This is a genomic window from Actinopolymorpha singaporensis, assembly GCF_900104745.1.
Lineage (GTDB): Bacteria > Actinomycetota > Actinomycetes > Propionibacteriales > Actinopolymorphaceae > Actinopolymorpha > Actinopolymorpha singaporensis.
Map to the genome: position 1 here is coordinate 21,263 of NZ_LT629732.1, position 26,420 is coordinate 47,682.

The window sequence follows — 26,420 nt, forward strand, 5'->3', positions numbered from 1 at the left end:
TCTCCGGTCCGCCGCTCCGTCACGCTGCCGTGGCGTACCCCTCTGGCCGGCTCGGCCGACTCTCCCCCACTCCGTTCCGTACTCGCCAATCCGCACCGTGACCGGAGTCGTCATGCCCTCGACATCCCTGCCGGGCGAGCCAGGCCCCCGCCGGCTGCTCGCACTGATCAGCGCCACCCAACTGCTGGCCGTGCTGGACGGGACCGCCGTCACCATCGCGCTGCCCCGGATCCAGCGCGACCTCGAACTGTCGTCCGCCGGCCTGGCCTGGGTGCTGAGCGCGTACGCCCTCGCGTTCGGGGCCCTGCTGCTCCCCTTCGGTCGCGCCGGGGACCTGCTCGGCCGGCGACGGGTGCTGGTCGCCGGAGCGGCGATGTGCACGGCCGCGTCGCTGGCCGGCGCGCTGGCACCGAGCGGTGCCTGGCTGATCGCCGCCCGGGTCGCCCAGGGCGCCGGGGCCGCCGTCGCCATGCCGGCCGCCCTCGCGCTGGTCACCACCGGCTTCGCGGCCGGGCCGGCACGCACCCGGGCGTTCACGCTGCTGGTCCTGGTGTCCGGACTGGGCGGCGTGCTCGGGATGGTGCTGGGCGGCGCGCTGACGGCGTACGGCTGGCGTTGGACGCTCCTGCTCACGGTGCCGCTCGGCCTTGCCACCGTGGCGCTCGTTCCCACCCGCCTTCCCGGCGAGGATCCCGCACCCGCCACCCGTCCGCGCGGACCGGCACCGAGCCACACGCTCTGGTCGACGCTGACATCGGCGTCCACCGCGGTCGGCGGGTTGGTCGCGCTGCTGCTCGCGCTGTCCCGGCTCACCACGCGCGGCTGGACCGACCCGGGAGCGTACGCCCTCCTCGGCCTGGCCGGCCTACTGCTGGCGGTGTTCGTCCGGGCCGACCCGCGGTCGCCGAGGTCGCTGCTGCCGTACGTCCCGCTGCGCGACCGCGACCGGCTGGCGGTGTGCGGAACGATGTTCGCGATGGGTGCGGCCCTCCTGGCCACGACGTACGGGCTGACGCTGTTCGTGCAGGACGTGCTGGGGTACGGGCCGCTGCGCGCCGGGATCGCGTTCCTGCCGTCCAGCCTCGGGCTGCTGGCGGCGGCACCGCTGGCGGCGCATCTGTCCGGGAGGATGCCCGCGCGACTGCTGGGCGGATTCGGCGGGATCGGCTGTGCTGCCGGCATGGGCTGGCTCGCGCTGGCCGAACCGGGCACGCACTACGTCACCGGGCTGCTCGGCCCGATGACGCTGATCGCCGTGTGCCGCGAGCTCGCGTTCGTGCCCCTCACCCTGGCCGCCATGGACGGAGTGGAGTCCGGCGACGCCGGCGGGATGTCGGCCGTGCTCAACACCATGCTGCAGGTGGGCGGCGCGCTCGGAGTCGCGGTGCTGAGCGCCCTGCCGGCGCAGCCCGCGTTCGCCGCGGCCGCGGCCACCACCGCCGCGGCCGCCGGTTTGGTGCTGCTCTCCCGGCGCGGGCGAACTCCCCTACGCGGACGCGCGCTCGGCGAGCGTCAGCGCGCGGGTTCGCCCGGGTCGGCCGACCGCACCGAGGCGGCCGCTGACCGCCACACCGGCGGCTGACCGAGCAGCTGCGCGAGCTCCTCGTCGTACGGCGCGAAGTAGTCGTCCAGGCGGCGGCGGAGCGGTTCGGGCAGCGGCTTGCCGGGGCGGGCGTTGTACCGCTCGAAGGACGCCGGTCGCCAGGCGGGCAGGCCGAGGAAGTCGAGGATGCCCGCGAAGACGGGTTCGGGCCGGGCGGAGAAGTCCTCGCTCGCGACCACGTGCACCTGCCCGGGGTCGAAGACGTCGTACAGCCGCCGCAACTGTTCGACGTAGCGCCCGCGGGTGAGGTAGGCGTGGTGACGATGGGAGTGACTGACGTAGCGCGGGTCGGTCCGCAGCCGCTCCTCCTCACCGGCGAGCCGGCTCTCCTCCAGCTCCAGCGCTCCCTCGAACGTCGGCTCGGTGTCGAAGCCCCGCGCCACCGCGTGCTTGTAGGCGGAGTAGGCGCGCTCGACCGGATCCCGCAGCATGACGATCAGGCGTACGTCGGGCAGGTCCTGGCTGATCCTCGGCAGCGCCAGCGGGTGGTAGAGGTAGTAGCCGCTGGACTCCATCGCCTGGGGTTCGGGTGGCCCGGACGCACCACCCGTGAGCGGGAGACGCGCGCCGGCCGCGCGGCGGCGGGCGGTGGCCCGCAGCGGGAAATGCCCGCGGTACCACTCCGGGCCGTGGTGGTAGCCGAGGTCGAAGTAGTTGATCCCCTTGTGCAGCACGGGTCCGGCCACCACCGGATGGGCGATCAGCGCGCGGTGCAGCGCCGTGGTGCCGCACCGCTGACCGCCGATCACGAGGAACGAGGGCAGCAGCCGGTGGCTCGCGGTGAGCCGTCCGAACGTGACGCTCACCTTCCGGCCCGCTTCCTTCACCCACTGCGGCGCGGACGAACGCAACGGCTCCTTGCCCGTGCCGGTTCCCTGCATGCTCACGGGCCTGCTCACCGGTCGCGTACCTCCAGCACCAGGCTGGCCTGTCCCTTGGTCTCGTGCAGCCGGAACTGCGCGCGGCGGGTCACGCCGACGCCGAACTTCAGGCTGCCCGCGACGTTGTGCACCAACAGGATCTCGCGCACCTGCGGCTGCCCGGGCGTGAGGTCCGGCGGCACGGCCAGCCGGCCCCGGACGTTGGGGTTGGTCAGCTTGAACGACACCTCGAGGTAGGCGTTCCCCTCCACCGCGATCGGGTCGTCCTCGGGGTGGGCACGTACTACGTCGACGTACCGGACCTCGTACTTCGGCACGACCTCGGTGCCGGCGAAGCGGAACGTCACCGTCTCCGACCCCTGCCCGCGCGCGGTGGTCAGCCCGACCAGGCGTGCCCGGGCCGTGCTGGTGTTGGTCCGCGGCTTCACGCTGAACACCTTGGCGGGTACGGGTACGGGTGCGGGGCTGGGCGTCCTGGTCGGCACGGGAAGCTCCCGCTTCCGGGTGGGCGCCTTCGGCTCCGACCCGTCGTCGTCCCCGGAAACCTGGACGACCTTCCTCGTGGGCGTCGAGGTCGCGGTGGGCTCGGCCGTGGCGGTCGGCGTGGCCGGAGGGGTCGTTCGCGAGGACCCGGCGGGCGCCCCCTGTGCGGCCGGGTGTCCGGACTCGTTGTCGCCGGTGGAGTTCGCGCACGCGCCGAGGCCGACGACGAGCACCGAGACGGCCAGCAGGGCACCTACCTTCCGGGCGGTGCTCCTGCCCCGGCTGGGCGGGTTCTCGATGGTGGCGTGGGAGGTCACGATCGGGCTCCGATCAGGAAGGACCACATGGTGGCCTGAGCGCTCGCTGAGTCGGCGGTCGCGGTCAGCCCGCCCGCCGTGGTCGTGCCGGCGGCGACGGTGCTCTCGGTCGCCAGCGTGGTGATGTGGCCACCGCCGGTGCCGGTCGCGCTGCGGCGCACCTCCTGCCCGGCCGGGCCGGTCAGCGCCGTGGTGGCCGAGGACTTCTCGGCCCAGTAGCTGACCAGCCGCGGCGCGGTGCCGGCCGGCACCGCGAGCGTCGGGGTGGTGTGGGTGGTCCCGGACGCGGTCTCCGACCTGCCCGCGGCACCGAGTATCACGAGGTTGTCACCGCGGTAGGCGAGCAGTGTCAGGTCGCCCTTGACATAGATGGAGGTGGTCACCGTCACCGACGTTCCGGCGTCACCGGCCGCGGCCACCTTCTGCCAGCCGCGGGTCACCATGCCGTTGGTCTGCTGGGGCGCGACGTCGGACCAGCCGGTGACACCGGTGGGCCCGGAGATGGTGGCCGTCACGTCGTTGAACGAGGCCAGGAGCAGCAACCGGTCACCGGACTGCACGGAGGACGGAACGGTCACCTTGTGGGCCGTGGCGTTGCCGTTGGCTCCGGCCACCCCGACGAACTCCACCCCGGTCGGCACCGTCGTGGTCGTCACCGTGTAGTTCGTCGTCGAGGTGGCGCCTTTGTCGTCGGTCACGGTGAGCCGGACGACCTGGTCGGCGGCGGTGGCGAAGGTGTGCGAGACCGTCGCGCCGTCGCCGGTGGTGCCGTCGCCGAAGTCCCAGGAGTACTTCGCGATCGTGCCGTCGGAGTCGTGCGACGCCGTACCGCTGAAGGTGCACACGAGGTACCGGCAGTCACCCGTGGCCACCGCCACGGGTGGGTCGTTGACCGCCGGGGCACCCTGGGTGGACACGAACATCGCCCGCGACCGCCAGTTGAGCCCGTCGATCGAGGGACCGCTGACGATGCGGACCGTGCCCGACACCAGCTGGTCGTTCAGGAAGTCCACCCGGCGCAGGTTGCCGTCGACCGAACTGCCCCAGTAGAGGCGGCCGTTGGAATAGAACATCCCCGTCACCTTGGAGAAGTCGATCTGCGGCGTGCTGGCCGAGGCGATGAACCGCTGGGCGCCCACCACGTAGCTCTCCACCGTGAACCTGCGGTAGTACAGCGAGGTCGAGCCGGCGACGGTGTAGTAGAGCCGGCCGTCCTTCCAGAACATCCCGGTCGCCGCCGCGACGTCGTTGTGCCAGGCCGTGTCGTTGACGATCTGGTCGGCCAGGGTGATCGGCGTGGCGGTGCCGTAGCTCGTCCCGTCGAAGGTGCGCCGGTTGAACACTCCGTTGGACCAGCCGGTGTAGATCTGGTTGCCGAGCATGAAGGCTCCGCGCACGCTCGTCCAGTCGATGCCGCCACCGGGAACACTTCTACTGGGGCCGGAGGAGGTTTCGGTGACGGCCCGCACCACCGGGAGGTTGGCGGTCGTGGGTACGACGTACACGTCACCGGGAATCGTGCCGACCGCCGGCCGCGGCGGTGTGGTGCCGCCCGCGATCGGCAGGAAGCCGATCCGGGCGTGGTACTCCCAGTTGCCGAGCCGGTCGGTGTCGCTGCCCACCCACAACCCCGCCGAGGTGGCCAACATGTCGAACACGCCGACGCCCTTGGTGCGGCCGGGGTTCCACTGGAACGGCAGGCCGGTCTGCGGGTCCAGGGCCGCGATGCCCTCCCTGCTCACCGCGCCCGGACCTGCCTTGTCGGCGGCCCACGGGTTGTTGTGCCAGCGGAAGTGGCCACCGACGTAGACCGCGGCGCCGGTCACCGCCACCGCGTAGGTCGTGTCGCCGCCGGTGTACTCGGCCCAGGTCGGGGTGATGCCGGTACCACGGGTGCGGGTCTCGAACCGGCTGTTGGTGTCGCAGGCCTTGGGTGGCCCACCCGAGTACGCCCCGGTCGTGGTGACGACGAAGTAGGTGCCGTCGGGTGAGATGTCGATGTCACGCATGTAGGAGTCGAACGACGGCGAACAGACCGACGTGAAGAAGTCCGTCCGCCAGTTGGCGACCGACGCCGAGGCGCCGCCGATGTCCAGCATCGCGATCTGCGTGCGGGACTGCCCGCCGACGACGGTGAAGTTGCCGATGGCGACCAACGTGGAACGATCCGGAGTGACGTCCATCTTCATGACCTGGAGCACGCCGCCGTTCTGCGGGCCGGCGAACTGCACCTGGTCGAAGGGGTCGTACGCGCCGGTGGTCGCGTTGATCGTCGCCAGACCCGGCTGGACGTGCCCGTTGACGCGGGTGAACGTGCCGGCGATCCACAACCGGCTGCCCACAAGACGCATGTCCTTGATCCGGCCGTCGAGCACCGGGCTGGTGAAGCCCGCTGTCAACTGGCCGTTGGCAACGTTGATCTTCGCGGTGCTCTTCGCCGGCTGACCGTTGATCGTGTTGAAGAAGCCGCCGGCGAACACCGTCGAACCGTCGGCCGACACGATCAGTGTCGTCACCTCGCCGTCGGCTCTGGGATTGAACGTCGTACTGACGACTCCGGTCGTGGCACTGAAGGCGACGAGGTTGGAGCGGTTGTAGATGGTCGTTCCGTCGGCGGAACTCACCTGGGAGAACTCCCCGCCCAGAATGATCATGCCGCCGACCTGGACGATCGACATGACCCGCCCGTCGAGCACGTGCGGTGTCCAGTTGACCGGGTTGTCGCTGACGACCTTCGACTGCGGAACCTGGACCGCCGAGGCCTGGGACGGCAACACGACCGTCGCCAGCGCGACCAGCACGAGGGCAGCGGCGACACGCATGCGGCGCAGCAACACGAGTTCCCCCCAAGGAACGAAACCCCGCCGGCACCTCAGGGTTGGAGGTGAGATGTCGGCCAGCGCGGCAAGATGCCGCGTATGCGTGAATGGTGCCAGTCCAAGTCCCCCAGGACCACAAAAGTAACCATATCTTTCTGAACGACACCGATGGCCGGACTCGTCTCGTATCCTCGGGGATGGTCAGGGGCAGATCGGTGCAGGTCACACAGTCCGGCGACGGTGCAACTTCCCTGCCCCGAACGACGGCCCGGTCGGCCTTCGCACAACCCACCCTGGGAGGCCACCCGGTGCGGGACGAGCAGCGCGAGAGTGCGCGGAACGCCATGCTCACAACGCGCCCGGCGACAACTCCTCCGTCGACGGATCCAGCAGCGACGTCCGCGACGCCACCGGCTGCGACGACACGGGCCACGACGGTGACGCCTCCGGTGGGCACCGGGTCGGCCGGTTCGTGGACCACCCCGAGGGTGTTCAGGCCCGGGTGGCCGCTGACGGCGTTGTTCCTGCTGTTCCCGTTGTGGTGGGTACTCGGCCTCACGTCGTTCGCGTTCGTCATCTTCGCTGTGCCGCTCGCCGTCGAACTCCTTCGCCGGCGGGGACTGCGCGTACCCCGCGGCTTCGGCACCTGGCTGCTGTTCCTGGCCTGGATGCTGGCCGGCGCGACCATGCTGTGGAGCGACGCACCCACCGGCGAACCCGGTGGCGGGGGCGCCGGGCGGCTGATGGTGTTCGGCTTCCGCGCCGCGATGTACCTCGCCGCGACCGTCTTCCTGCTCTACGTGGTGAACGCCGACGAGCGCCGGCTGCCGACCCGTCGGGTGCTGCGGCTACTGGGGTTCATGTTCGTCGTCACCACGTGTGGCGGGCTGCTCGGCGTCGTGGCGCCAGGGTTCGAGTTTCGCTCGGTGCTGGAGTTGGTGCTGCCGCACGCGGTGGCCGCCAACTCGTTCATCAACCCGATGATCCATCCGGCTGCGGCCGAGACGCAGAACATCCTCGGGTACGCAGAGGGCCGGCCGATCGCGCCGTTCGCGTTCGCCAACTCCTGGGGCGCCAACTATTCGCTGTACCTGCCGTTCTTCCTGCTGGCGTGGTTCGGTCCCGACGCGGGGTGGCGGCGCAGGCTGGCGCCGATCGTCCTGTTGCTCAGTCTGGTGCCGGTGGTCTACTCGCTGAACCGCGGACTGTGGGGGGCACTCGGCGTCGGCATCCTCTACCTCGCGCTGCGGCTGGCCGCGATGGGCAGGGTGTGGGCGTTGCAGGCCGTGGTGGCGGCGCTCCTGCTCGGCGCCATCGCGTTCGTCGCCAGCCCGCTCGGCACGATGGTGCAGGCCCGGCTCAACGCACCGCACTCCAACGAACGCCGGTCCCAGCTCGCCACCGACACCGTACGCAACGTGGTGGAGGGATCGCCGGCCCTCGGCTTCGGATCGACCCGGAAGGTACGCGGCAGCTACTTCTCCATCGCCGGCGGATCGACACCGGACTGTCCGGCCTGCGGTGTGCCGCCGCTCGGCACGCAGGGCCAGCTGTGGATGGTCGTCTTCTCCCAGGGGCTGGTGGGCCTCGCGCTGTTCCTGTACTTCTTCGCCCGGCGGTTCATCGCGCACTGCCGAGATCGTGCGGCGCTGTGCATCGCGGGGTGCGTCACGCTCATCTTCTGGGCCATCGAGCTGTTTGTCTACGACACTCTCGACGCCCCGCTGATCACGGTGATGATCGCGGTGGGGCTGATGGCGCGGATGCCGCGGACGGAACGAAGGGCAGAGGGGGCGCGATGAGCGAGCTGCCGTGGCCGGCCACCGAGGACCGCCACCAGACCACGCTGGAGGCGCTGCTGGAGACCATCCGGCTGTTGTGGCCCGCACCCGCGTGCAGCCGGGCCGAGGGCCCGCTGCCCCAGGACCACCGGGTGGTACGCGAGTACGCCCTGCTGCCGGACCGGCGTCAACCCCGGCTTGCGCTTCCGGTGGGAACCCCGCGGGTCGCCGCGGAGCTGTTCCGGAAGTACAGCCAGGGGCTGTCCCGCCGCGAGCGGTACAGCCGGGCCGCGATGGCTCGGCTGGCCGGCACCCGCCTCGGCAACAGTGCCGTGGCCCGGTTCGCCCCGGACCGGCTCACCGTCAGCGTGCCGGCAGGCCGGCCGGTCGAGTCGATCGAGGACCACCTCTCGCAGCTCCTGGGCAGCGACGTACTGGTCACGGTCGGCGTCGGCCCGCCCCGGGCCAACCGCAAGCCGATCCTGCGAGCGCTCACACCGGACGGTCGCACTCTCGCCTTCGTGAAGGTGGGGTCGTCGCCGGTGACCACCGAACTAGTCCGTGGTGAGGCCGAGGCGCTCGGGCTGTACTGGTCCGCCGGCCCGGCGGGGCAGCTCGTCCGTGCGCCCCGCGTCCTGCACCACGGGCGGTGGCGCTCGCTGGAGCTGCTGGTCCTCGAGCCCATGCTGCCCGGCCGCACCCGCTGGAGCCGCCCGGACGTACCGACCGCCGCGATGGCCGAGCTCGGCGGCCGGCTCGGTACGACCCGGCGCCCGCTCGACCGCAGCCTGGTGTGGGAGGGCGCTCGGGCCGGCCCGCCCGCGTTGACCGACCCGGACCAGGCGGCGGCACTCGCGCGGATCGTCGCCACCGTGGAGCGCCGCTTCGGGTCGACACCGTTGACGTTCGGCGCCTGGCACGGCGACTGGACCCCGTGGAACATGGCCTGGGACGACGACCAGGTGTTGTTGTGGGACTTCGAACGCTTCGCCGTCGGCGTCCCGCTCGGGTTCGACCTGGCGCACTACCGCCTGCAGTCGATGCTGCGCTCGTACGGGGAGGCGGCCGCGGCCGAGCGGGCGCGAGCAGGTCTGCTCACCGGCGGGGCCGCCCGGGGGTCGGCAGGGGAAGCGGCGGGCGACTGTGCGCCCGGTGACGATCCCGAGGCCGTCCAGGTGGTCTACCTCGTCGAGCTCGCCCGCCGGTACGCCGTTGCCAGCCAGCCCGTCGAGGGCACGCCGCTGCGTGCCCGCACGGCCTGGCTGATCGCGTTGCTGAGGGGACTGGTGGACCGATGACCGGCACCACCCCGGCCGACACGGCGTCCGTCACCGCACCCGGCCCTGGTACGACGTCCGACACCATGGACACCCTCGAGGTGGCGGGGTACTCGCGGTTCGTTCGCCGGCACTGGCTGGTGTGCTGCCTGTTGGGCCTGGTGGGGTTGGCGATCGGCATGCTGGGGTCGCTGCGTACGCCACCGAACTACCAGTCGACGGTCGAGGTGTTCGCGCCGGCGACGCCTGCCTACCTCGCCATCTCGGTCGACCCGGCGGCACCGGCCGTCGACCCACGGGAGTGGACCCAGGACACCGAGGCCGCGTTGCTGCTTTCGGAGCCCGTGCTCACCGCGGTCGCCCGCCGGCTGCCCGGCCACCCCGATCCTGCGACTCTCGCCGACCGGACCGAGATCACCGTTCCCACGAGCACCCGGGTGTACCAGATCGGCTTCAGCGACCGCGACCCCCGGCGAGCTCAGCAGGGAGCGCAGGTGCTGGCCGAGGAGTTCACCCGCTACCGGACGAAGATGCTCACCGCACGCGCCGACCGGGTGGCCACGGCCCTCGACTCCCGCCGTACGTACCTCCAGGACCTGCTGGACGCCATTCCGGTACCCGGCAGCATGCAACCCGGCGACTCCGAAGCCGACACGGCTGCTCCCGGTCCCGCACCCGCCAACCTGGTGCCACGCGGGCAGATCCAGTCCCAGATCGGCCAGATCGACGATGCGCTGACCAAGACCGCGCTCACCGGGTCGAACACCGCCACGGTCGTGCATCCAGCCACCCTGCCGACACGGCCCGAACGCCACAACGCCGAGGTACCGCCGATGTCCGGGCTGATGGCCGGACTGCTGGCCGGACTGGCCGTCGGCGCGGCGCGCGAGTGGGCCCGTCCGGCAGTGCACGAGGTCGCGGAGGTCGCCGCCGCCACCGGCCTGGCGCCGGTCGCCCTCGTCGACGGGCGGGCCCTGCGCCGTCCCGCGGGGCACCGCGACGCCGCCGACCTGCATCCTCTCGCCGTACAGGTCCGGCTCATCCTCGCCGGGGAGTCCGCCGTCGGTTCGGCCTCTGGTTCCGCCACCGGTCCGGCCGGCCCTTCGATCGATGATCCCCCGGTCGTCCTCGTCACCGGGCCCTGTGCGGACGACCTGACCGCCGCCCTCGCCGACCAGTTGCGTACCGAACTGACCTCGGCGGCCCACACCGCCGGTGACCCGCTGCTGAACGTGCGCGTACCCACCAGCCGTCCCGACGCCAGGGACACCTTCGCGCTGGCCCGGGCCTCGGACGCCGTGCTGCTGGTCGCCGACCTCGCGCAGAGCACCCGGACCGAACTCGACCGTTGCGCCCGCCTGCTCACCCGGGCAGCGGGGCCGCGCGTCGCCACCGTCGCGATCGGCAACCGGTCGACCCGCGCCGAACGGAGCAGCTTCAGATGAACACCCACCCCACGTCGTCCACCAGCACTCCTTCGGCCGTACCACCGGGCATGCCGTTGGTCTCGGTCGTCATCGCAACCCGCGACCGGCCCGAACTCCTCCGCCGTGCCGTGCGCGCGGCCCTCGGCCAGGACTACGCCGGCCCGGTCGAGTGCGTCGTGGTGTTCGACCAGACGCCACCGGACACCTCGCTCGCCACGGACAGGGGCCCCGGCACGAGCACCGGCGACCTCGCCCGCCGCCCGGCCAGGTCGATCCGGGTGATCGGCAACACCCGCACGCCCGGCCTGGCCGGTGCCCGCAACTCCGGCATCGACGCCGCCGCCGGGGAGCTGGTCGCGTTCTGCGACGACGACGACGAGTGGCTGCCGGACAAGCTGCGGCTGCAGGTTGCGCAACTGTCCGCGACGGGCGCCGACGTGGCCGTGTCCGGCATCGAGGTCCACTACGAGGACCGGGTGATCACCCGGGTCCCGTCCACCGCCGACGTCGTAGCCGTCGCGATCGCCCGGCACCGGGTGATGGAGGCGCACCCGTCGACGGTGCTGGTGCGCGCCGAGGCGCTGCGCGACCGCATCGGACTGGTGGACGAGAAGATCCCCGGCAGCTACGGCGAGGACTTCGACTGGATACTGCGCGCAGCGCAGTCCGGACCGATCGCTGTCGTCGAACGCCCACTGGTGAAGGTGTTGTGGGGCAGCCAGTCGTACTTCTCCGACCGCTGGGCGACCATCATCGAGGCCATCGACTACGGTCTCGCGAAGCACCAGGTGTTGCGCACCGACCCCGTCGCGCAGGCACGGCAGCAGGGCAGGAAGGCATTCGCGTACGCGGCCATCGGTGACCGGCGGTCGGCGCTGCGCTGGGCCCGGCACACCCTTCGGCTCAACCCGCGCGACCCACGCGCCTACGCCGCGATCGCGGTCGCGCTGCGGTTCGTGTCCGCCGACCGGGCGATGCGGCTGGCGAACTCGGCCGGCCGCGGAATTTAGGGTCTGTCCTGCCCTAACTGAAGAGACCGGCCACCAGTGAGCCGAACCGCTGCACGGTCGCGGCCGTCTTCCGGTCGTCGTCGGTGTCGCCGCGCCGCACCATCACCGGATCGGCCAGCGCCGCGTCCAGCAGGAGCTCGAACTCGTGCTGGGTGGTCGCGGTGAGTACCTGGCCGGTCTGCGCGAGCCGGTCGGTGAAGAGGTACTGATGATCGTCCACGTGCTCGCCCCACCGCGACCGCCGCGGTACGACGATCGGGCGGCGGCCGAGACGCCGGGCCTCGACGATGGTGGTCGGCCCGCCGTGACACACGAGCACCTGGGCCTTGTCCATCCAGGCGTTGAGCTCGTCGGGTTCGACGTAGGCCAGGCCACGGGCGTGGCGGGGAGGCATGGACGTGCCGTACTGGATCATGCAGTCGTCGGCAGGGAACCGCCTGCTCCACTCGTCGACCCAGCGAACGAGGCGGTGGAACGGGTGGTGGTCTGTGCCCACCATGGTGAGGACTCGCATGTTGCTCCGCCTGGTTCAGAGGAGGGTTCCCACCACGTGGGAGCCCTTGTAAAGCGTGGCTTGCTCTTCCCACTGGACGCAGAAAAGGGACGACAGCGGCCGGCACAGCCGCCCGGTGAGGGTGCGGCTGTCGAGCCGGTCGTACACCTCGAGGTAGACGGTCCGGATCCGCATCAGCCGGGCGACAAGGAAGAACGGGAACGCCACACCCGCACCGGTGGAGACGACGAGGTCGGGGCGTTCACGACGGATGACGCGCACGGCCAGCACAAGGTTGCGTACGAGGTTGCGCAGACTGCGGGTCGTCGGGAAGTACGCCCACGCGACCTGCTCGTCGCGGAGCCTCGCCTTGGCGTCCTGGGTGGCGAACGTGACCCAGGTTCTCTCCCGCCCCTCCCACCAGGGTTTCAGGGCGAGGAGCTGGGCGAGGTGACCGCCGCTGGAACCCACCAGGAGCAGGCGCTGCGGTGACGTGGTCACTGCCTCTTCGGCCGGTGCGGCCTCGTTGATCACGTGCATGTTCGCCCCCCCGACGATTCTGAGCACGGTGCGTGGTGGAAAGTGCCGAAATAGGTGATCTTTTGCCTTCGGAGGTGAGTGGTGGGGCTGCGATTGAACGTCGTGGTGGCGGAGAAGGTCCCAGAACACTTGCTGGAGCTAGGTACTACCCACCGCTTATGGGTCTCATAAACCAATTCTTGCTCAGAAGATAGGGGAAAGCACCCGGCGGCGCAGGACCGTTGCCGACCGGCAACAATCGTCCCAAACGGCACCGAAACACGGGCTGCTGGTCTACCGTCGGTCCAGCACGGCACGGGAGTTGGGGGGTTCATGCGCGACGACGACAACGCGTCCGCGCTCACGTCGTTCGTACTCGACGCGCTCCGCCGTCATCTCGTTCTCCTGGTCGTCCTCGGCGTGGTGTTCGGAGCGGCCGGCGCCGGGGTGGCACTGCGCAATGGTCTGCACTACACCGCGAGCTCCTCGATCCTGTTGAGCCCTCTCCAGGGCAATCCGTACACCCCCGACGGCCGCGGCGACCAACTCGTGAACCTCCAGACCGAGGCCCAGCTCGTCGGCACCAACGGCGTGGCCTCCGACGTTCGCCGACGGCTGCACCTGTCGCAGAGCGTGGAGGAGATCCGCACTCACGTCGCGGTGGAGAACCCCACCAACACGCAGGTCCTGAAGGTGTCGTACACCGCCCGCTCCTCCCGCGACGCGGTCCGTGGTGCGCAGGCGTTCGCCGACTCCTATCTCTCCTATCGCGAACGGCGTGCGAACTCGATCATCAGTTCCCGGCTGAGCAAGATCCACCAGCAGCAGACCAGAACCCAGCGGTCGCTGGACGAGCTGAGCGACGAGATGGGCCGGACGGACACGAGCGATTCCCGGCGGGCCTATCTCGCCGAACGCCTGAGCGCACTGGCCTCCCAGCTGGCCAGCCTGGAGAGCGAGACCAGCACCCTTACCGCGAGCGACCAGTGGCCCGGCCAGGTGATCAGCTCCGCGGCACCGGACTCGGGCACCGGGCCCCGCGACGCGATCGTTCTCGGTGGCGCCGGCGCGGTCGCCGGCCTGTTGCTCGGTGTGGCTCTCGCGTTGCTCCGGACGCGGGTCGACCCGCGGCTGCACCACCCTTACGACGTCGAGCATCTGGGCGTCCAACTGCTCGGGCTGGTCGGCTCGGGCCGGCGGATGCGGCTGCGCCGATCCACCACCGACCCGATCGACCTGTCCGAGCCCTACCGCGCGCTGCGTACGTCGATCATCACCGGCACCGACGTCCCGCCGGTGACGCTCACGGTGACCGGGATGTCGGACGGAATCGGCGCGGCTCCCGAGGCCGCCGGGCTCGCGGTGGGTCTGGCCCGGGCAGGGTTCGGCGTCGCGGTCGTCGACACCACCGGCGAGGTGTCCCGGCTGCTCGTCGGCGGCGGTTCGCAGCTTCCCGGGTTGTCCGAACTCCTGGCCGGTATCGCCGACCTGACCGAACTGCTGGTCCAGCCCGAGGACAACCTCGCCGTGCTCCCTCTCGGCTATCCCGCCCGGCAGACCATGGACCAACTGCTTTCCGAGCCCATGCGGGCAACCCTGACCCGGCTTCGGGAGTGGTACGACTACGTGATTCTCTGCGGACCGCCGGCCGCCGGAGCCGACGGGCAGGCACTGGCCTCGCTGGCCGACGGCGTGGTGCTCGTCGGCGCGGTCGGCGTCACCACCCGTACCGAGCTCACAGTCGCGACCGCGGCACTTGAGCACGTCCACGCCGTGCTGCTCGGCGCCGTGATGGTCGAGGGGGTGTCGGCGCGCCGCGGCGGAGGCGGGCACTCGCGCCGCCAGGAACGCCGGGAGGAACGCCGGGGACGCGAGGCGGGTGGCCGCCGGCCCGCCCACGGCCAGGCCGTACGGCCCCGCTCCCCCGAATACACCCGGCAGGCCGGGCCCCCTCCGGCCGGAGCTCGTCCGACCAACGGCGGCCACTGGTCGTCCAACCCGACCGCGGACACCACGGTCGACGAACCACTCGACCGGCCACGGTCCTAGGGAGATACACGCGGTGAGTTCGGTGACTGCGGCTGCTACGTCGAGTACAGCGAGTACGCCATCCATCCAACGGCTGGCACGCAACGGAATCCTCAACCTGGCCGGCACGCTCGTCGGCGGGGCGGCGAGCATCGCCCTGGTCGTGGTGGTCGCCAACGGCGTCCCCCAGGACGTCGCCGGGATGCTGTTCGCGGCCACGTCGTTCTTCCTCATCGTCACCGCGATCTCCGGCCTGGGGACCGACGTCGGCCTGGCGCACACCATCCAGCGCCAGCTCGCCGCCGGCAGTCTCGCCGGCGCGGTGCGCACGGTGTGGATCGCCCTGCGTCCCGTCCTCGGGCTGAGTGCCGCCGCCGCGGTGGTGGTGTGGCTGGTCGCGCCGTGGCTCGCGACCGTGCTGGGCACCGGTGAGAGCGGCGGCGTCACGAGCGCGGAGCACGGCGCCACGATGACGGCGATGCTGCGCGTGCTCGCGGTGAGCCTGCCGGTTGCCACGGCGTACGACACGATCCTCGCCGCCACCCAGGCACACCAGACGATGCGGCCCAACGTCATCGTGGAGAAGCTCGGCCGGCTGCCCGGGCAGATTCTCTGCATCGTGGTCGTGCTGCTCGTCGGCGCCGGCCCGGTGTGGCTGGCGGTCGCCTGGGTCGCGCCGTACGCCGTCGGCCTGCTCGGCGTAGCGTGGTGGTACCGCTCGCTCGTGGCCAGGCTGCAGGCCGACCCGGCCGGCGACCCCCTCGGCCCGACGCCGGGAGACGTCGCGCCGCCGGCCACCCTCGCCCGTGACTTCTGGGGATTCACCGCCCCCCGTGCGCTGGGCCGGATCTGCCAGGTCGCGCTGCAGCGCTCCGACATCGTCCTGGTCGCCGCGCTGCTGTCCCCGCGGCACGCGGCCGTCTACACCGCCGCGACCCGCTTCCTCGTCCTCGGCCAGCTCGGTGTCCAGGCCATCCAGCAGGTGCTGCAGCCGCAGCTCGCGGGGTTGTTCGCCCGCGGGGACCTGGCGGGGGTTCGCGAGGCGTTCTCGGCGTCGACCGCGTGGCTGATGGCGCTCGCGTGGCCGATCTACCTCTGCAGTGCGGTCGCCGCACCGGTGCTGCTGAAGGTGTTCGGCGGTGGGTACGAAGCCGGCCGGGCCACGGTCGTCATCCTGGCCCTCGCCATGCTGGCCACCACCGCCACGGGTTCGGTGGACGTCGTCCTGCTCATGGCCGGGCGCAGTCGGCAGAGCCTGGTCAACAACGCCGCCGCCCTCGTCGTCGACGTCGTGCTCGTCGTCCTCCTGGTTCCCCGGCTCGGCATCACCGGTGCGGCGATCGCGTGGGCGGCCGCGCTCGCGGTCCGCAACACGCTGCCGATGGTGCAGGTGCGGCGGGCGTACGGCGTGATGTCGTTCGGCCCGCCCGTGCTGTGGGTCGCCGCATCAGCGGGTCTGTGCTTCGGTGTGGTTCCGCTGCTGGTGCACCTCGTCGCACCGATGAACGTCGGTGTGGTGATCGGCTGGCTGGTCCCGATGTGTGCGGTGTACGCCGCGCTGTTGTGGAAGGGCCGAAACCACCTGCAGCTCGCGGCGTTCAAAACGGCGCTGGCGGGCATACCCATGGGCCGGATCGGCGCTCCGGTGCGGCGCCTGCACGGCCGGGCCCGGCAGACCGCCGGGGAGACCCTGCTGGCCGGCGTGAACGCGCTGCGCCGGTTACCGCTTCCTCAGGGCGCCCGGGTGGCGTTGTCCACGCTGGTGCTCCGCAGGCCCGGGCTGGCACGGGTGCCGCTGGACCGGCTGCTGCTCGGCATCCAGGACGGCGTACCAGCGGCCCCCTACGCGGCGGAGTTCGACGACCTGCTGTGGGCATCCACGCCGATCACCCGCGGGCCGCACGCCGACCTGCTCCGCCTGGCGGCCGAGCACGGTGAGCTGACCGACGAGGCCATCCTCGCCTCGCCGTACGCCGAACACGCCCGCCGCTGCCTGCTGCTGACCGGACGCTACTTCTGGGCCACCGACGAACGCGGTGTCGTCGAGGTCGCCCGGTCGTTCCTTGCCCGGGCAGCAGCCGCCGGCCCGCCCGGGGGCGTGCCGTCGCCGATCGCGGTCGGTACGGCGGTGGGAACCGCCGTCGCCGGCGCGGCCGGCCCCGATCGAGCGACGGGCACCGTGCAGACGACCGGCGCGACGAATGGCCCGACGAACGGTCCGGGTACCGGCCCTGCGACCGCATCGACACCTGACAGCGGCGGGGAGCTGGTGCGGGCCGGGCAGAGCGGCCCGTCCGACCCGATCCTGGTGGCACCGATCCGCGACTCCGACTGCTTCCAGGTGCTCGACGGCCACCACCGCCTGGCCCTGCTCGCGCACCGCGGCGCGGAGTCCGCCTCGGTGAAGGTGAAGCGCGTTGCGGTGACGACGCCGCTGCAGGACCTGCTGGGGCAGATGAGCTGGATCGGCGGGAAGAAGGAGCTGTACCAGCCGATCGACGCACCCGAACTGCAGCGCAGCTGGACGACCGTACGCCGTTGCACCGACCGGCTGTCGATGATGGAACGCCGGCTGGCGACCGAGGGCATCGACGGGCCCGGCCACAGCTACCTCGACGTGGCCTGCTGCTACGGGTGGTTCGTCCACCGGATGGAAGAGCGCGGGTTCGCGGCCGAGGGCATCGAACGCGACCCCCTGGCACCGCGGCTCGCCGCCGGCGTCTACGGGCTGGACCCGGCCAGGATCACCGTGGGCGACGCCGTGGAGTTCCTCCGCGCGGCCCGGGACGCCGGCCGGAAGTGGGACGTGGTGTCCTGCTTCAGCCTGCTGCACCACTTCGTCCTCGGCCGGGCCAGCGTGTCCGCGGAGGAGTTGGCCGGACTCCTGGATTCGGTGACCGGGCGAGTGCTGTTCCTCGACACCGGCCAGGAGCACGAGGCGTGGTTCGCCCGGTCGCTGCGCGGCTGGGACACCGAGCACGTCCACCGCTTCCTCACCACTCACACGAGCTTCGACCGGGTGGTCGACCTCGGACCGGACGAGGACGCGGTGGCGCCGTACGCCGACAACTACGGCCGGCACCTGTTCGCCGGGATCCGCTCCGCACGTCCGGACGACCCACCGCTCTAGGGAAACCACCGCTGGCCGGCACGCCTGGCGTAAGGGCCAGTCGGTGGTGGTTCCGCAGCGCTCTCCTGATCGGCCTAGGGGTTGAAGTACGGCAACAGCCCCGTGGTGCGATACGCCTGCAACGACGCCGTCGTGGAGTCGATGCGGGTCGCCCCGACCGTCCGGTCGGACGCGGCGTTCCAGTACACCATCGCCTTCACCGCAGGCCAGTTCTTCGCCTGTGAACCCACGGCCTTGAAGAAATCCGGTTTTCCGGCCGGATTTCCTGGCTGCTCGGCGACTCCCCATTCGGCGAGCATCAGTGGCTTTCCGGGCGCGAACTGCGTGGCCCAGGTGTAGAAGCCGGGCCAATTCGGGTACTGCGAGAACTTCCGATTGAAGAGATCGGAAACGGGGCCCCAGTAATCGCCACTACCGAAGATGTACGGGTCATAGGCGATCCAGTCGACCACGTCGTTGCCGGGGTAGAGGTCCTCGAACCACGACTTCGAGCCCCACGTCGGCAACCCGATGTAGTTCATCACGGTGACGATCTGGGTGGCTCCGTTCCCGCGCAACCGCTGCACGACGTGGCGATACATCGCGCGGTAGTCCTGTGCGGAGTAGCCGGATCCCGACGTCTGAACGACCTCGTTCTCCGGTTCGTGGTGGATGACAAGGAAGAAGGGCTGGTTGAAGTGGGCCTTGACGTACGCCGCCAGCTCGTCCAGCCTCTGGTCCTGCGCACCGGCTGCCACCTGCGCCCAGGTCTTCCCGCCCTCGGGCTTGTAGTTGATCAACAGCAGGCGTCCCTTGCCTGCCTGGTTGGCCCGGGCTATCTCCGTCGCCGTCGGGAACAACTGCCCGGACGAGTGGTAGTAGTGCGCGATGTTCACCGGACGCTGAATCTGGTTCTCGAAATTCGTCAGCGCCTGGTCCCAGCTTTCCCCGGCAAGGGGATTGGCGGCAACGCCCCACCACGCGCCACATTTCGGCGTGAGCTTTGTGCCCACACCGCAGGTGCTCTTCACGACTTTCCCCGCCGGCGTCGACTTCTGGCCGGGCTGGCAGGCGGCACCGGCAATCAGCACGACCACGAGTACTACTGCGAGAAAAAGTTTCCGAAACACGATGGCCCCTCCCGTCTGGCCAATTCATTCACCATAGGCAGGGGTCGTTGTCGGCCTCAGCCAAACGAAGCTGTGTGTCCGACAAAAAGGGGTTCCCAGTGGGCCGGAGGGTAAACATTAAAATGCCGGCTCCACGCACCCCCCGGGCGCGAAGCCGGCACCTACGTACCCACCGACTCCCCGGTGACGGAGAAAGTTGCATGCGAGATCGAACCGTGACCTGAACGTCGTGGTCAACCCTCACGGGCATCGAAGGGGCGGGCAGGCCCGGAAAGTCAGCCGTGCCAGGTGTTCTGCGCACGGTCGAGCCCCTCGGCGACCAGTGCCTCCACAGCGTCGGCGGCGTTGTCGACGAACAGCGGAACTTCCTTGCGCTCGGCCGCGGAGAAGCCGGACAGAACGAAGTCGGCCGGGTCCTGACGTCCGGGCGGGCGGCCGATGCCGCACCGGACCCGGTGGAACTCTCCGGTGCCGAGAGAGCGGCGAATCGATCGGAGACCGTTGTGCCCGTTGTCGCCGCCACCGAGCTTGAGCCGCAGCGCGCCGAACGGGATGTCGAGCTCGTCGTGGACAGCTACCACGCGCTCGGGCGGAACCTTGTAGAAGGTGGCCAGACTCGCAACCGGGCCACCCGTCTCGTTCATGTAGGAGCGGGGCCGGGCCAGGACGACGCGTACGCCGGGAACGCCGCCGAGACGACCTTCGAGCACGTCCGCGCGGCCACGTGGGTGGGGCCTCATCTTTCCGCCCACCCGGGTGGCCAGCAGGTCGACGACCTGCTGGCCGATGTTGTGCCGATGGGCGGCGTACGTGGGCCCGGGGTTGCCCAGGCCCACGACCAGCCATGGGCTTTCGGACCTACTGTCGGACATGAAGGCTTACGCAGGTCGCGCCGGCGTACGGCTCGACTACTCCTGCTCGCCGGAGGACTCCTCGCCGGCGCCTTCCTCGGTCGCCTCGGGCGCGGCAGCCTCGGCACCCTCGCCCTCGCCGACACCGGCCTCGGCCAGCTCGCCCTCGATCTGCTCGGCGGTCGGCGCGGCGGCGACGTTGACGACCAGCGTCTCCGGCTCCAGCTGCAGGGTCACGCCGCGCGGCAGCGGGATGTCCTTGGCCAGGATCTGCGTGCCGACCTCCGACCCCTCGATGGAGACCTCGATCCCCGCGGGGATGTGCGTGGCCTCGGCCTCGACGGACAGAGTGGTGTGCTCGGTGGAGACCAGGGAGCCCGGTGCGGCCTCGCCGGTCAGCGTCACCGGGACCTCGACGACGACCTTCTCGCCGCGGCGGACGATCAGCAGGTCGACGTGCTCGAGGAAGCCCTTGATCGGGTCCCGCTGAACCTGCTTGGGGATCGCGAGCTCGCTGCGCTCACCCAGGTCCACGTCGAACAGCGCGTTGGCGGTCTTGAGCGCGAGCATCAGCTCGTGACCCGGCAGCGTGATGTGCACCGGAGCGCTGCCGTGGCCGTACAGGACGGCGGGCACGAGACCCGCGCGTCGGATCCGTCGTGCCGCACCCTTGCCGAACTCGGTGCGGGACTCGGCCTTGATCTTGACCTCGGACACGGGAACTACTCCTCAAGAACGTGCGACGTCGGCTGCGGTCGATGGCTGCTCGGCGGCGCACATGTCCGCAACCGCGTCGATCACGGAGCCGGAAACGGGCGTCCCTCGCCGAGGCAACCGGGAAAGAATACCTGTCGACCTGTCAGGGAACGCGCAGGGGTCCGCCGAGTCGCGGATGAGAAACCCGCAGGTGATCAGCTTGCGCCGTTGAACAGGCTGGTCACCGAGCCGTCCTCGAACACCTCGCGGATCGCCCGGGCGATCAGCGGGGCGATGGACAGCACCGTCAGCGTGTCGAAGCGGTGCTCCTGCGGAATCGGCAGCGTGTTGGTGACCACGACCTCGCGGATGCGGGAGTTCTTCAGCCGGTCGACGGCGGGGTCGGACAGCACGCCGTGCGTCGCGGCGACGATCACGTCGGCGGCGCCGGCGTCGACCAGTGCCTCGGCGGCCTTCACCACGGTGCCGCCGGTGTCGATCATGTCGTCGACCACCACTGCCGTACGGCCCTCGACCTCACCGACCACGCGGTTGGCCACCACGGAGTTGGGGACGTTGACGTCGCGGGTCTTGTGGATGAACGCGAGCGGGCAGCCGCCGAGCCGGTCGGCCCATTGTTCGGCGACCCGCACCCGGCCGGAGTCGGGCGCCACGACGGTGACCCGGGAGGTGTCCACACGGGTCTCGATGTAGCTCGCGAGTACGGGCAGGGCGAACAGGTGGTCGACCGGTCCGTCGAAGAAGCCCTGCGTCTGGGCGGTGTGCAGGTCGACCGCCATCAACCGGTCGGCGCCCGCCGTGCTGAGCAGGTCGGCCATCAGCCGGGCCGAGATCGGCTCCCGGCCGCGGTGTTTCTTGTCCTGCCGGGCGTAGCCGTAGAAGGGTGTCACCACGGTGATCCGCTTGGCCGAGGCCCGCTTCAGCGCGTCGACCATGATCAGCTGTTCCATGATCCACTCGTTGATCGGCGCCGGGTGACTCTGGATCACGAAGGCGTCGCAGCCGCGCACGGACTCCTCGAACCGGACGTACGTCTCACCGTTGGCGAAGTTGTACGAGGTGGTCGGCACCAGGTCGACCTTGAGAAGCTCGGCGACCTCGTCGGCCAGCTCGGGATGAGCCCGACCCGAGAAGAGCATGAGGTTCTTCTGGGTGGTGAGTTTCATCCCGGTCACTGCTCACTCCTCTTCGGCGCGTCATCGACATCGCCAGTGTCTCTCGTCCCGTTCGCGTGCGGTGCGCCGGTCTCCCCCGTCGCCTCCCGCCCGGATGGTGTAGCCGGCTCGCCGGACCGCGCCCGCTGCGCCGCCTCGGCGGCCTCGGCCGTCCGGGTGCCGGCACGCTTGCGGGCGACCCAGCCGCCGATGTTGCGCTGCTGGCCGCGGGCGACCGCCAGCTCGCCCGGCCCGACGTCCTTGACCACCGTGGAACCGGCGGCGACGTAGGCCCCGTCGCCGATCTGGCGGGGCGCGACCAGCACGGAGTCGCTGCCCACGAAGGAGTGCCGGCCCACGTCGGTGTGGTGCTTGTGCACCCCGTCGTAGTTGGCGAAGATCGTCCCGGCGCCGATGTTGGTGCCCTCGCCGATGGTGGCGTCGCCCACATAGGTGAGGTGCGGCACCTTCGCGCCCGGGCCTATCTCGGCGTTCTTCGTCTCCACGAAGGTCCCGATCTTGCCGGATTCGCCCAGGTTGGTGCCGGGACGCAGATAGGCGTACGGACCGACGTTGGCGCCTGCGCCGATCACCGCGCGCTCGCCGTGGGTGCGGACCACCGCGGCGTCCGGGCCGACCGTGACGTCGGTCAGGGTGGTGTCGGGGCCGACCTCGGCACCGGAGGCGACGCTCGTCGCTCCCCTGAGCTGGGTCTGCGGGTGCAGCGTGACGTCGGGTTCGAGGCGTACCGTCGCCTCCACCCAGGTGGTCGCGGGGTCGACGACCGTGACGCCGGCCCGCATCCACTCGGTGAGGATCCGGTCGTTGAGCACCCGGCCGAGCTGGGCGAGCTGCACGCGGTCGTTGACGCCGAGAATCTCCGTCTCGTCCTCGGCGACGAACGCGCCCACCCGGTGCCCGTCGGCGGCCAGGATCGCGAGGACGTCGGTGAGGTACTCCTCACCCTGGCTGTTGTCGGAGTCGAGCCTGCCGAGCGCGTCGGCCAGCCGGGCGGCGTCGAAGGCGAACATGCCGGAGTTGATCTCGGCGATCGCCTGCTGGGCGGGGGTGGCGTCGCGGTGCTCGACGATGCCCCGCACAGCGCCGTCGGGTCCACGCACGATCCGGCCGTAACCGGTGGGGTCGGCGACCTGCGCGGTCAGTACGGTCGCGGCGGCTCCCTGCTCCTCGTGGGTGGCGAGCAGGGCGCGCAACGTCCCCGGCCGCAGCAGCGGGACGTCGCCGTTCGTGACCACCACCGTGCCGCGTAGTGGCGGAAGAGCTTGCAGGGCGGTGCGGACGGCGTGGCCGGTGCCGCGTTGTTCGGCCTGGACCACCGGCTGCGCACCCGGGTCGACGGCCTCCAGATGAGCCGCCACCTGTTCGCGGGCGTGTCCGACGACCACGACGAGGTGCTCGGGCTCCAGCGAGCGGCCGGCCCCGACCGCGTGGGCGAGCAGACTGCGGCCACCGAGCTGGTGGAGCATCTTGGGGGTCCGGGACTTCATCCGCTTGCCCTCGCCGGCGGCGAGCACGATGACGGCGGCCGGCTTCACAGACGCGATCACTGGGGTGCTCCTCAGGCGTCGCGGGCAGGTTCGGGGCGAGCATATCCGTGACCGAACGCTCCCGTGGCCGGGCCCGGTCAGCGGGTCGGCCGGATGCCCTCAGGCCGGCATGCCGTCGGAATGCCCTCAGGTCGGAATGCCGCCGGGTCAGAGCAGGCGCTCGCGGCGGCGCCACGCGGTGGGCGGGCGGCCGGTGCGGTCGCGGAAGATCCGGGAGAAGTAGTTCGCGTCGGCGAACCCGCACCGCCGGGCGACCTGGGCCACCGTCAGCGGCGTGGTGCGCAGCAGCCCGCGGGCGCGCTCGATCCGCTGGTCGAGGACCCACCCCATCGGCGACCGGTGCAGATAGGTGTCGAACCGACGGCTCAGCGTCGCCCCGCTGCAGCCGGCGACCTCGGCCAGCCCGGCCACGGTGAGCCGGTCGGCCAGATGGTGTTCGACGTACGCCAGAACGCGGCGCAGCTCGTCCGGCACCACACAGGTGTCGGAGCTGCCGCCGCCGACGCCTCCCCCGAAGCCGGCCGGTCCGGCGTACCCCGCCTGGTCGCCGGTGCGCGCGGCGAGCTGGTACGCCAGCCCGGTCAGCTCGTCGACCATCATCGTGCCGAGCGCCCGGATCGACGCCTCCGACGGCGTACCCCGCCGCCACACCTCCACCGCGTACGCGCTCAGCTGCGCCAGTCCCGGCGCGGCGTCCGCGGTCGTGGCCACCACCTGCGTACCCAGGTCGGGCTCGCCGTCGCGCCGCCAGCGGCAGCCGGCGTAGCGGTGGTTCGGGTCGTGCGGGACCGTCGGCTCCAGCGGGAACCCCTCGTCGTGCCGCGGTACGAGGTGCACACCGACCAGCAGGAACGGGTCCACCTCGGCCGCCGTGTAGTGGATCCGGTGTCCCCACGGCAGGACGAGCAGCACACCCGGGACCAGTGACCAGCGCACCCCGTTGACCCGAGCCTCGCCCCGGCCGGCCCGGCACCAGGTCACCATGCGCGACTCCACGCGGGGAAAGCCGAAGCGTTCGCCGGGGCCGAACTGCACGGCGTTGGCCTGCAGCAGCGCAGGGAACGCGGGCGGCGCCGGCGGGGTGCGAACCGGATCGAGGGGCTGCACGAGAGCCTGACCGAGGGGCTGACCGAGGGGCCCGCCGAGAGGCTTCGGTGCCCGTGCCGGTTCGGTCACCGCGGTGGTTCCCGAGGCTGCCCGCGGCGCCACGTCCGGCAACGGACCTGTCATGCGTGGATCCTCCAGTCTTCGACAGCCCAGACCATGTCGCGACGGCCCCGGTGCGTGGTGGGCTGGACGCATCCGCCGATCGGGAGCGAACGCGCACTCGGGAGCGACCATGACCACACCGGCGACGACACCGACGACACCGGCCACGCCGGCTACGGCGGCGCGCACCGCGGACTTCCTCGACTCCTCCGCACTCCTCGACGACCCCGCCGCGCTGCGGGCCCGCGCCGACGAGCACGGCTACCTGTTCTTCCGCGGACTGCTGCCCGTCGACGACGTGCTCGACCTGCGCCGGCGGTTCCTGCAGATTGTCCGCCGGTACGGCTGGCTGGTCGACGGAACGCCGGTCTCGGACGGCATCGCCGACGTCGCGGCGTTCGACCGGGTGCCGCGTGAGGAGACGGCCTTCTGCGGCGTGGGCATCACCAGAGCGGCCTACGCCGACATCCAGCGGGTACGCGAGTTCCACGAACTCGCCCACCATCCACGGCTGCTCGCGGTCTACCGGAACCTGTTCGGCGAGGACGTACTCCCCCATCCGCGCAACATCGCCCGGGTGGTGATCCCGGGCGGGGTCACCCGGCCGACGCCACCGCACCAGGACTTCATCCACATCCAGGGAACGCCGCGGGTGTGGACGGCGTGGTTCCCGCTCGGCGACTGCCCGCGCGAGCTCGGCGGCCTGTCCGTGCTGGACGGCTCGCACCGCGAGGGCCTGATGTCCTACCACGCGGCCGAGGGCGCCGGCGGCCTGGAGGCGTATTTGTGCGACCTCGACCTGCCGTGGGCGCAGGGCGACTTCGCGGCCGGCGACGTACTGACCTTCTCCAGCCACACCGTCCACCGTGCGTTGCCGCACGCGGCCATCGACCGGGTGCGGCTGTCCTGCGACTTCCGTTACCAGCCGGCGGCGGATCCGCTGCACGAGGGATCGCTGCGGGTGCACTGCGACGTACTGGGCTGGGACGAGGTGTACGCGGACTGGCCGGACCCGTACGCGCCGGCCACGTCCGGCTCCGGCCGTAGCTGGTCCCCGGGCGACGTGCGCTGGTACTGGCGCGACCTGAACCTGCGGCGCAGCGAGTGGGACGAGTCGATCCGCTGGCAGAAGGACCGCATCTGCTGAACCTGCCCAACCTGTTCGAACGTACGTGGCAGGCACGACAGTCACGACGAAACCCGAAAGAGAAGGTGACCTGTGAAGCTCGGATGCAACACGGTGCTGTTCGCCGGATTCGACGTGCAGGACGCGCTCGACCAGATCGCGTTCGCCGGTTACGAGTACGTCGAGCTCGCCGCGATCAAGGGCATGTGTGAGCACCTCTCCGTCGACCAGGGCACCCGCGGCGCGGAGGTAGTCGGCAAGCGGGTCGAGGCGGCCGGGCTCACCGCCACCGCCGTCGAGGCCGCGACCACCGACCCCGAACGGCTGGCCCGGGTCTGCGAGCTCGCGGCGACGATCGGCATCGACATCGTGAACGTCGGGTCGGGTGGGAAGTCCGGCGACGAGGAGTCCACCAAGGAGGCGATCGCGAACGTCGTCCGGCTGGCCGACGTCGCCCGCGACCACGGCTGCCGGCTCGCGGTGAAGCCCCACGTCGGGCAGGCGATCTTCGACGCGGCGACCGCGTTGCGGCTGACCGCCGAGGTCGACCACCCGGCACTCGGGCTGAACTTCGACCCGAGCCACCTCTACCGCGCCGACGAGGACCCCGACGACGTGGCCCGCCAGTGGGGTTCGCGCATCATCACCAGCCACTTCCGCGACTGCGCGTCCCGCGAACGCCTGGTCGGCCCGCCGCCCACCCAGGTGCCCGGCCGCGGCACCGTCGACATCCCGGCGACCCTGCGTGCGCTGAAGGAGGTCGGGTACGCCGGACCGCTCAACCTCGAGGTGATCGGCGCCGCGTCGTACACCCTGCCGCAGGCCACCTCGATCGCGGCGGAGACCCGCGGCTACCTCAACCGCTGCCTGCAGGAGCTCGGCTGACCCGGCCGGACCCGACTCTGCTCCTACCCCTTC

General features: G+C 71.1%; 20 protein-coding genes. 9 read left to right on the forward strand and 11 right to left on the reverse strand.

Annotated features, from left to right (window positions below):
- The first annotated feature begins 112 nt into the window (after window positions 1-112).
- Complete coding sequence (locus BLU27_RS00100) at window positions 113-1,582, forward strand: MFS transporter (protein ID WP_157728113.1); 1,470 nt, start codon at window positions 113-115, stop codon at window positions 1,580-1,582.
- On the opposite strand, the gene BLU27_RS00105 is transcribed toward BLU27_RS00100, so the two are convergent.
- Genes BLU27_RS00105 through BLU27_RS00115 form a run of 3 tightly spaced genes read right to left on the reverse strand, consistent with a single transcriptional unit; the run spans window position 1,513 to window position 6,106 of the window.
- Window positions 1,513-2,502: a sulfotransferase family protein gene (locus tag BLU27_RS00105; protein WP_241827699.1), complete on the reverse strand. Its 990-nt coding sequence runs from the start codon at window positions 2,500-2,502 to the stop codon at window positions 1,513-1,515. The two genes, BLU27_RS00100 and BLU27_RS00105, sit on opposite strands and share 70 nt — an antisense overlap.
- Complete coding sequence (locus BLU27_RS00110; RefSeq protein WP_092649393.1) at window positions 2,499-3,284, reverse strand: AMIN-like domain-containing (lipo)protein; 786 nt, start codon at window positions 3,282-3,284, stop codon at window positions 2,499-2,501. The genes BLU27_RS00105 and BLU27_RS00110 overlap by 4 nt, the downstream gene beginning before the upstream one ends.
- Complete coding sequence (locus tag BLU27_RS00115; protein WP_092656935.1) at window positions 3,281-6,106, reverse strand: PKD domain-containing protein; 2,826 nt, start codon at window positions 6,104-6,106, stop codon at window positions 3,281-3,283. The genes BLU27_RS00110 and BLU27_RS00115 overlap by 4 nt, the downstream gene beginning before the upstream one ends.
- Before the next feature lie 485 nt (window positions 6,107-6,591).
- On the opposite strand from BLU27_RS00115, the gene BLU27_RS00120 reads away from it, so the two are divergent.
- The 4 genes from BLU27_RS00120 to BLU27_RS00135 are packed head-to-tail and all read left to right on the forward strand — an operon-like array spanning window position 6,592 to window position 11,598.
- Window positions 6,592-7,905, forward strand: a complete 1,314-nt coding sequence (locus BLU27_RS00120; protein WP_197681617.1) for a hypothetical protein — start codon at window positions 6,592-6,594, stop codon at window positions 7,903-7,905.
- A complete protein-coding gene (locus BLU27_RS00125) occupies window positions 7,902-9,182 on the forward strand; it encodes a phosphotransferase (protein ID WP_092649395.1) in 1,281 nt (426 codons plus the stop codon). The genes BLU27_RS00120 and BLU27_RS00125 overlap by 4 nt, the downstream gene beginning before the upstream one ends.
- A complete protein-coding gene (locus BLU27_RS00130; RefSeq protein WP_092649397.1) occupies window positions 9,179-10,606 on the forward strand; it encodes a GumC domain-containing protein in 1,428 nt (475 codons plus the stop codon). The genes BLU27_RS00125 and BLU27_RS00130 overlap by 4 nt, the downstream gene beginning before the upstream one ends.
- A complete protein-coding gene (locus tag BLU27_RS00135) occupies window positions 10,603-11,598 on the forward strand; it encodes a glycosyltransferase family 2 protein (protein WP_092649399.1) in 996 nt (331 codons plus the stop codon). Before BLU27_RS00130 ends, BLU27_RS00135 begins: the two co-directional genes overlap by 4 nt.
- 13 nt (window positions 11,599-11,611) lie before the next feature.
- Here the strand turns inward: BLU27_RS00135 and BLU27_RS00140 are convergent, their stop codons facing one another.
- Complete coding sequence (locus BLU27_RS00140) at window positions 11,612-12,112, reverse strand: glycosyltransferase (protein ID WP_092649401.1); 501 nt, start codon at window positions 12,110-12,112, stop codon at window positions 11,612-11,614.
- A gap of 15 nt (window positions 12,113-12,127) precedes the next feature.
- Window positions 12,128-12,631: a PssD/Cps14F family polysaccharide biosynthesis glycosyltransferase gene (gene pssD / locus BLU27_RS00145; protein ID WP_092649403.1), complete on the reverse strand. Its 504-nt coding sequence runs from the start codon at window positions 12,629-12,631 to the stop codon at window positions 12,128-12,130.
- A gap of 312 nt (window positions 12,632-12,943) precedes the next feature.
- On the opposite strand from pssD, the gene BLU27_RS00150 reads away from it, so the two are divergent.
- A complete protein-coding gene (locus BLU27_RS00150; RefSeq protein ID WP_092649405.1) occupies window positions 12,944-14,659 on the forward strand; it encodes a hypothetical protein in 1,716 nt (571 codons plus the stop codon).
- 13 nt (window positions 14,660-14,672) lie between these two features.
- Window positions 14,673-17,768, forward strand: a complete 3,096-nt coding sequence (locus BLU27_RS00155; RefSeq protein ID WP_172804837.1) for an oligosaccharide flippase family protein — start codon at window positions 14,673-14,675, stop codon at window positions 17,766-17,768.
- A gap of 74 nt (window positions 17,769-17,842) precedes the next feature.
- Here the strand turns inward: BLU27_RS00155 and BLU27_RS00160 are convergent, their stop codons facing one another.
- The 6 genes from BLU27_RS00160 to BLU27_RS00185 form a co-directional block, all read right to left on the reverse strand.
- Window positions 17,843-18,844, reverse strand: a complete 1,002-nt coding sequence (locus BLU27_RS00160) for a glycoside hydrolase family 26 protein (RefSeq protein WP_157728114.1) — start codon at window positions 18,842-18,844, stop codon at window positions 17,843-17,845.
- Between the two features lie 308 nt (window positions 18,845-19,152).
- A complete protein-coding gene (gene pth, locus BLU27_RS00165) occupies window positions 19,153-19,749 on the reverse strand; it encodes an aminoacyl-tRNA hydrolase (protein ID WP_092649410.1) in 597 nt (198 codons plus the stop codon).
- Window positions 19,750-19,785: 36 nt separating this feature from the next.
- Window positions 19,786-20,445, reverse strand: coding sequence for a 50S ribosomal protein L25/general stress protein Ctc (locus BLU27_RS00170; protein ID WP_092649412.1), 660 nt, complete (start codon window positions 20,443-20,445; stop codon window positions 19,786-19,788).
- A 194-nt stretch (window positions 20,446-20,639) separates the two neighbouring features.
- Window positions 20,640-21,620: a ribose-phosphate diphosphokinase gene (locus BLU27_RS00175; protein ID WP_092649414.1), complete on the reverse strand. Its 981-nt coding sequence runs from the start codon at window positions 21,618-21,620 to the stop codon at window positions 20,640-20,642.
- A complete protein-coding gene (glmU, locus tag BLU27_RS00180) occupies window positions 21,617-23,167 on the reverse strand; it encodes a bifunctional UDP-N-acetylglucosamine diphosphorylase/glucosamine-1-phosphate N-acetyltransferase GlmU (RefSeq protein ID WP_479683690.1) in 1,551 nt (516 codons plus the stop codon). The genes BLU27_RS00175 and glmU overlap by 4 nt, the downstream gene beginning before the upstream one ends.
- 147 nt (window positions 23,168-23,314) lie before the next feature.
- Complete coding sequence (locus tag BLU27_RS00185) at window positions 23,315-24,397, reverse strand: AraC family transcriptional regulator (protein ID WP_157728115.1); 1,083 nt, start codon at window positions 24,395-24,397, stop codon at window positions 23,315-23,317.
- A 109-nt stretch (window positions 24,398-24,506) separates the two neighbouring features.
- Between BLU27_RS00185 and BLU27_RS00190 the strand changes: the two genes are divergently transcribed.
- Both BLU27_RS00190 and BLU27_RS00195 read left to right on the forward strand, forming a co-directional pair.
- Window positions 24,507-25,523: a phytanoyl-CoA dioxygenase family protein gene (locus BLU27_RS00190; protein ID WP_092649417.1), complete on the forward strand. Its 1,017-nt coding sequence runs from the start codon at window positions 24,507-24,509 to the stop codon at window positions 25,521-25,523.
- Window positions 25,524-25,595: 72 nt separating this feature from the next.
- Window positions 25,596-26,387 carry a sugar phosphate isomerase/epimerase family protein gene (locus BLU27_RS00195; protein ID WP_092649419.1) on the forward strand — a complete coding sequence of 264 codons (792 nt, stop codon included), beginning with the start codon at window positions 25,596-25,598 and terminating at the stop codon, window positions 26,385-26,387.
- Window positions 26,388-26,420: the final 33 nt, after the last annotated feature.

Coding starts and splice junctions, on each gene's coding strand:
- BLU27_RS00100 (WP_157728113.1), top strand. CDS start 113: ATGCCCTCGACATCCCTGCCGGGCGAGCCAGGCCCCCGCCGGCTGCTC.
- BLU27_RS00115 (WP_092656935.1), bottom strand. CDS start 6,106: ATGCGTGTCGCCGCTGCCCTCGTGCTGGTCGCGCTGGCGACGGTCGTG.
- BLU27_RS00125 (WP_092649395.1), top strand. CDS start 7,902: ATGAGCGAGCTGCCGTGGCCGGCCACCGAGGACCGCCACCAGACCACG.
- BLU27_RS00130 (WP_092649397.1), top strand. CDS start 9,179: ATGACCGGCACCACCCCGGCCGACACGGCGTCCGTCACCGCACCCGGC.
- BLU27_RS00135 (WP_092649399.1), top strand. CDS start 10,603: ATGAACACCCACCCCACGTCGTCCACCAGCACTCCTTCGGCCGTACCA.
- BLU27_RS00140 (WP_092649401.1), bottom strand. CDS start 12,112: ATGCGAGTCCTCACCATGGTGGGCACAGACCACCACCCGTTCCACCGC.
- pssD (WP_092649403.1), bottom strand. CDS start 12,631: ATGCACGTGATCAACGAGGCCGCACCGGCCGAAGAGGCAGTGACCACG.
- BLU27_RS00150 (WP_092649405.1), top strand. CDS start 12,944: ATGCGCGACGACGACAACGCGTCCGCGCTCACGTCGTTCGTACTCGAC.
- pth (WP_092649410.1), bottom strand. CDS start 19,749: ATGTCCGACAGTAGGTCCGAAAGCCCATGGCTGGTCGTGGGCCTGGGC.
- BLU27_RS00185 (WP_157728115.1), bottom strand. CDS start 24,397: ATGACAGGTCCGTTGCCGGACGTGGCGCCGCGGGCAGCCTCGGGAACC.
- BLU27_RS00190 (WP_092649417.1), top strand. CDS start 24,507: ATGACCACACCGGCGACGACACCGACGACACCGGCCACGCCGGCTACG.